Raw genomic sequence first — 4,150 nt, forward strand, 5'->3', positions numbered from 1 at the left:
ATAATTTAAATGATTTTTAGTTTTGCGTATAAAAGATTCGGGGAGATAAAAGTGGATATATACCCGCTTTTATCTCCCCGAAATATTATAACAAAATGGGAGAAAATCACCCAAATCATCTGCATCAGTATAATCCTGATAAAGACAATCGCCGAAGGCGATCTTTTACACAGCCGCGTTATAGCGTTTTTCTACTTCGCTCCAGTTAACTGCATTCCAGAACGCGTCGATATATTCAGGACGTTTGTTCTGATGTTTCAGGTAATAGGCATGTTCCCATACATCCAATGCCAGAATGGGAGCGCCTTTGTCTTTCACGATATTATGCATCAACGGATTGTCCTGGTTAGGCGTGTTGATGATCGCCAGCTTTTTATCCGGTGTAACGATCAGCCATGCCCATCCTGAACCAAAAACGGTTTTGGCGGCATCGTTAAATTTGGTCTGGAATGCTTCCCAGCTACCAAAAGATGTAGTGATGGCTTTTTTCAGCTTGTCAGAAGGGGTTTGTTTGGTGGGCGACAGCAGTGTCCAGAACAGGGAGTGGTTATAATGTCCACCACCGTTGTTGCGAATGGCTTTGTCTTTGTCCGTTACTGTCTTCAGAATTTCTTCCAGTGAGAGGCTGGCATATGCGGTGCCGGTAAGATTATCATTCAGGTTTTTCACATAGGCAGCATGATGTTTATCATGATGGATTTCCATAGTGAGCTTGTCGATATTGGGTTCCAGTGCATCGTATCCATAAGGTAAAGCAGGAAGAACAAAGGGTGCTTTAGGATCGGCAAAAGCCGGCTGGCCGGATACTGAAGATGTGGAGGCCAGACTGCTCAGTGGCCCGCTTAAAATAGCGGCGCCGGCGAGGCTGGTAAGCTTGAGAAATTCTCTCTTATCCATATTTATTATTTTTAATATATATTAGCGTGTAATAAAGATCGAAGTCGGCCGCAAAGGGCCACAAATATTAAACCAAATCTCATTGGTGGGAAGAGACGGAAGATAATATTAAAACTAAGATAAAAGTATAAAAACGAGCATTTAATATCAAAATAAAGCAAAACTTTTAGCTTGTTTTCATATTAAATTACTATTTTACCTTACATTCATATCCTAACTACAATTATTACATGTAGTTAACTTTATGATTGCCAGACATATTTATCCCGGGCCTGGCAGGTAAACAATCAAACCTGTTCATTAACCCGCCAATTACGCCAACATAAATAACCGACTACATAAATATATATAATAAGAAGCAAATACTATAGCGCAATGGGAATTGCCGTACACAATGAAATTACAAAGTAATCCAGTGCGGGCAAACCGAGCACAACCTCGATAAAGCAGGAAACATGATACAAGAGTACATCAGGCAACAACAGGATGAAAGCAATGACTATAAGCCTGTTTTTTATGATTTGAAGCATGCACAAGACCTTCAGACCTTTGAAGCCCTTCTGAAATCCCGTCCGCATATCCGCATCAATGACAATATTTACTCCCAATTACGGGAGCTAATGAAAATCAGGAATCCTACTAAGCGCCTTACTGCAGCCGAATACGAGGAGAAGATACAGGCTTATCTGGGAGATATCCCAATCGAAAAATTCGGGATTTGGGTATATTATTCCTGGGTTGACCGTTTGGTACACCTGGTAGATGAGGCTGATTTTATTGAACTTCGTACCAGTCGCAATCAGCATAAAATTACAGCCGCAGAAATTGAGATATTATCGAAGAAAAAGATTGGGATTGTTGGTTTATCTGTTGGGCAATCGATCGCACTAACGCTGGTGATGGAAAGGGTTTGTGGAGAGCTAAGGCTGGCCGACTTTGACACACTGGAGCTGACCAATATGAACAGGATCCGCTGTGGGGTACACAATTTACAAACATCTAAAGTAGTAATTGCCGCCCGCGAAATTGCGGAACTGGATCCATTTATCAAAGTAAAGATCTATGGCGATGGCATGACCGAAGCCAATATGGATGACTTCTTTACGGGTGGCGGTGTATTGGATATTTTTGTGGAAGAATGTGATGGAGTAGATATCAAGATATTAAGCAGAATAAAGGCAAAGGAACTGAAAATACCTGTGGTAATGGAGATGAACGACAGAGGGATGATAGATATTGAGCGTTTTGATCTTGAACCAGACAGGCCACTGATGCACGGGCTTATTCCGGAAGTAGATATTGCCACACTCAAAGGTTTGACAGATGCAGAAAAGCTTCCCATTTTCAGCCCCATGCTGGCGCTGGAGAATGCTTCTGCCAGAATGAAGTTTTCTCTGGGTGAAATTGGCAAAACCATTACTACCTGGCCGCAGCTTGCTTCTTCCGTTGTATTGGGAGGTGCACTGGTGGCCGATACATGTCGACGCATAGCCTTGGATCAGCTAAAGAGTTCAGGCAGGTATTACATAGATTTTGAGCAGTTGATTGTTTAACATACTTATGCCTTGTATAAGCGCTATTCCGCAATGTCATGATTAATGTAAGGGTATTTAGGGCTCCGGATGATCCTGAGGCTTGCATGAGATTTTACACCGGTCACCTCAAGTTGCTGGAAATCTATTTTGGTATAGCCCAGGTAACGTCCGGCAGCGCAGACTGGATGCAGCACGAAAACACAATAGTTATCATTGTTGAGGACGAAACCCGTACCAAAACATATGGGGGAGCGCGTGTTCAGATTGCAGACGGCGTGTTACCATTGCCGATTGAAACGGCGATTGGTAAATACGATGAAAAGATATACTCTTATGTAAAAAAAGGAAGTGCGGAGATCTGTGGCATGTGGAATTCCAAAGAAGTAGCGGGAATGGGCATTGGCAGTCAGGTACTGGCCAGAGTTGGCGTAGTACTGGGCGCGCAGCTGCCAATAGATACATATCATGTATTGTGCGCACCTATTACTACCCGTGTAGGCAAACGTGTGGGCTTCGTGATTGATGAATCATTGGGAAACAATGGTACTTTTTTCTATCCGAAAGACGACTTTCTGGCTACCGCAATGGTAATCAATGATCCTTATGAACTGCCTTATGCAGACCCAAAAGAGAAATTACTGATTGCCGATCTGCGGGAAAATCCCATGCAGTCTAAAATAGAAGTGGGCCCCAAGGGATCATATGAGGTAAATTATAGCCTGAAGATTCCTACACATGCGCACTCTACCATGTAAACAGTCAATTACAAAAAAATAAATTTAAATTCAAGCCTCATAAACTAATCTCATTAATTGATGTTGTCTAAGATTGTTGTTTTGTGGTCAATCTTCACCTGGTTATTTCTGTTTCCGGTAGCAGCGCAACCTGTTGTATACAAGGACAGTAAATCACTCCTGCAGATAGGCAGCTACCTTTCACTATATACCGATAAAGAACATACGCTTACAATAGAAGGAGCCAGACAACAAAATTTCAAGCCATCCGGACAGGACGTACCTAATCTGCAAATCACCCCATATACACAATGGGCTAAATTTTCTATCCTCAACAAATCAACAGCAGACCATCTTTTACTCGAAGTCGAATACCCAATCATAGATGATATTACCCTGTATGAATTACTACCGGATAGTACCACCAAAAGTACCCGGCTGGGAGAATTTACACCATATAAAAGCCGGGGGTATGACCACCAGAATTACCAGTTTGAAATCCAGGTCCCGACCAATGAAACGAGGGAATTTTACCTAAAAGTGAGGGCTGGTGAACAGCTGCAGCTTCCTGTTTACCTGGGTACTGCTGAAACGATATATGAGAAAAACAATAAACGGGAACTGATTTTTGGTATATACGTTGGCGTTATTCTCGCCATGGCCTTTTACAATTTGTTCATTTATATATCTACCCGCGATAACAGCTACCTGATTTATGTGAGTTATATTATCTGCGTAGGGCTTACGCAGGCAACGTTGCAGGGATATTCTTTCCGTTTCCTGTATCCCAACAGTCCCTGGCTGGCGATGCATGCCACAGTGCTGGTACCGGTATTCAACGGCCTCACGGCCGTCATATTCATACAGAAGTTTTTGTCTACCAAAATAAATTATCCATTGGGGCATAAGCTGCTGAATGTAGTGATTATACTATATCTGCTTTGCTTTATCCCTACTTTCCTGAATCAATATAATTATGCGCAG

At 42.3% G+C, this 4,150-nt stretch carries 4 protein-coding genes; 3 read left to right on the top strand and 1 reads right to left on the bottom strand.

What is annotated here, in order from left to right:
- Positions 1–165 precede the first annotated feature (165 nt).
- Entirely contained in the window at positions 166–897 is a 732-nt protein-coding gene (locus VIP81_RS00440) for a superoxide dismutase (protein WP_331956501.1), read from the bottom strand.
- Positions 898–1,352: 455 nt separating this feature from the next.
- Between VIP81_RS00440 and VIP81_RS00445 the strand changes: the two genes are divergently transcribed.
- The 3 genes from VIP81_RS00445 to VIP81_RS00455 form a co-directional block, all read left to right on the top strand.
- Positions 1,353–2,450, top strand: a complete 1,098-nt coding sequence (locus tag VIP81_RS00445) for a ThiF family adenylyltransferase (protein WP_331956502.1) — start codon at positions 1,353–1,355, stop codon at positions 2,448–2,450.
- Positions 2,451–2,536: 86 nt separating this feature from the next.
- A complete protein-coding gene (locus tag VIP81_RS00450; protein ID WP_331956503.1) occupies positions 2,537–3,187 on the top strand; it encodes a hypothetical protein in 651 nt (216 codons plus the stop codon).
- Positions 3,188–3,268: 81 nt separating this feature from the next.
- The coding region (locus tag VIP81_RS00455) for a 7TMR-DISM family protein (RefSeq protein WP_331956504.1) at positions 3,269–4,150 on the top strand (882 nt) is incomplete at its 3' end.

The organism is Chitinophaga sp. (assembly GCF_036566945.1).
Taxonomy (GTDB): Bacteria; Bacteroidota; Bacteroidia; order Chitinophagales; family Chitinophagaceae; genus Chitinophaga.